Origin of the sequence: Sphingobium sp. AS12, from assembly GCF_019097845.1 — a bacterium.
Taxonomy (GTDB): Bacteria; Pseudomonadota; Alphaproteobacteria; order Sphingomonadales; family Sphingomonadaceae; genus Sphingobium.
Map to the genome: position 1 here is coordinate 1 of NZ_JAHRGM010000069.1, position 2,047 is coordinate 2,047.

General features: G+C 61.7%; 2 protein-coding genes. Both read left to right on the forward strand.

The genetic code is table 11. The features are described from left to right. Positions 1-111 precede the first annotated feature (111 nt). Entirely contained in the window at positions 112-1,623 is a 1,512-nt protein-coding gene (gene istA, locus KRZ98_RS21130; protein WP_217675195.1) for an IS21 family transposase, read from the forward strand. 20 nt (positions 1,624-1,643) lie between these two features. Beyond that, on the forward strand, positions 1,644-2,047 hold a 404-nt coding region (locus KRZ98_RS21135; RefSeq protein WP_302849139.1), incomplete at its 3' end, for an ATP-binding protein.

A 2,047-nucleotide genomic window follows, 5' to 3' on the forward strand; every position in this document is an offset into this window, starting at 1 on the left:
TGTAGAGGGCGGTGACAAACCAGGCCAATGGAACGCCAGCGATTTGCTGAGCGTGGCGGTTTAAAAACCAGCCATTGGATAGGTTGCTCCTTTTAAGGGGGGTGGCCGGGGATGTTTGCCGTGGAGAGCTACGCCGCCGTTCGGCACTTTGTTTTTGTCGAAGGTAATAGCCAGCGCGAGGCCGCGAAGGTCTTTGGACTGAGCCGCGAGACAATATCGAAGATGTGCCGGTTCTCGCTGCCGCCGGGCTACACGCGGACCAAGCCTGTGGCGAAGCCGAAGTTGGGGCCGCTGCTGCCAGTGATTGACGCGATCCTGGCAGCGGATCGCATTGCGCCTGTGAAGCAGCGGCACAGCGCCAAACGGATCTTTGAACGTCTGCGCGACGAGCATGGCTTTGGCGGCGGCTACACTGTCGTAAAGGATTATGTCCGGCTGTGCCGGGCGCGGGGACGCGAGACGTTCGTGCCGCTGGCGCACCCGCCAGGACATGCTCAGGTAGATTTTGGCGAAGCGGTGGGCGTGATCGATGGTGTCCGCCGGAAGATGCACTTCTTCTGCATGGACCTGCCGCAATCGGATGCCTGCTTTGTGAAGGCCTATCCAGCGGAGACAACCGAGGCCTTTCTGGACGGGCATGTATCGGCGTTCGCCTTCTTTGGCGGTGTGCCACTGTCGATCCTTTACGATAACACGAAGATCGCGGTTGCCAGGATCTGCGGCGATGGGAAGCGCGAGCGAACACGCGCGTTCACCGGGCTCGTCAGCCATTACCTTTTTACCGATCGCTTTGGTCGGCCTGGAAAGGGGAACGACAAGGGGAAGGTGGAAGGCCTGGTCAAGCACGCCCGATCGCACTTCATGGTCCCGATTCCGCATGCGCCCAGCTTCGATGACTTCAATGATGAGCTGTTGGACCGCTGCCGGGCCCGGCAGGAAGAGCGGGCTGGCCGACATAGTGAGACGATCGGCACACGGCTCCTCGCCGATCTGGCGGTGATGCGGGCATTGCCAGCAGGGCAGTTCGAACCGTGCGAGACCAGGGCCGCTCGCGTATCGTCGACCGCTCTGGTGCGCTACCGGACCAACGACTACTCGGTGCCGACCCGGTATGGCTTCCAGGATGTCATGGTGAAGGGCTTCGTCGACACGGTGGTCATCCTATGTGGCAATGAGGAGATCGCCAGACATCCGCGCTGTTATGGTGAGGCCATGTTCGTGGCGAACCCGCTGCATTATCTGGCGCTGATCGAGACCAAGCCCAATGCGCTCGATCAGGCCGCCGCGCTGCAGGACTGGGCTCTGCCGCAAGCGTTCCAGCATATGCGTCACCTCCTTGAGGCGCGCATGGGCAACAAGGGCAAGCGCGAGTTCATCCAGATCCTGCGACTGTTGGAGGCGATGCCGATGGAGATCGTCACCTTCGCGGTGAACGAGGCGATCTGTATCGGCGCAATCGGCTTCGACGCGGTCAAGCAGATCGCGCTGGCGCGCATCGAACGGCGGCCCGCCCGCCTGGACCTGGCAGCCTATCCCCATCTGCCTAAAATGGACGTGAAGACGACGCGTGCCGCCGACTATGCTGCGCTCGTGCCCCAAACATCTCAGGAGTTGGCGGCATGAACCGGATCGCAGAGGACAAGATGCCCACCGGCACTATGGCGGGGACGCCGCAGGTCCTGCTCGCGCATCATCTCAAGCAGCTCAAACTTCCTACAGTGCTACGCGAATATGAGAAGCTGGCCCGTGAATGCGCACGCGACGGGGTTGATCATAGCCGATACCTGCTTCGCCTCATCGAACTTGAGCTGATCGACCGTGAGCGCCGCACCGTGGAGCGCCGGATCCGGGCTGCGCGGTTCCCGGCGGTGAAAAGCTTCGACACGTTCGACTTCACGGCCATTCCAGGCCTCAACAAAATGCTCGTGCTGGAGCTGGCCCGCTGCGAATACATCCTGCGGAGGGAAAATATCATCGCGCTGGGCAACAGCGGCACCGGCAAAACCCATGTGGCGCTCGCGCTGGGACTGGCGGCTTGCCAGAAAGG

Excerpts from the sequence above, each read along its gene's own strand:
- istA (WP_217675195.1), top strand. The coding sequence starts at position 112 with ATGTTTGCCGTGGAGAGCTACGCCGCCGTTCGGCACTTTGTTTTTGTC.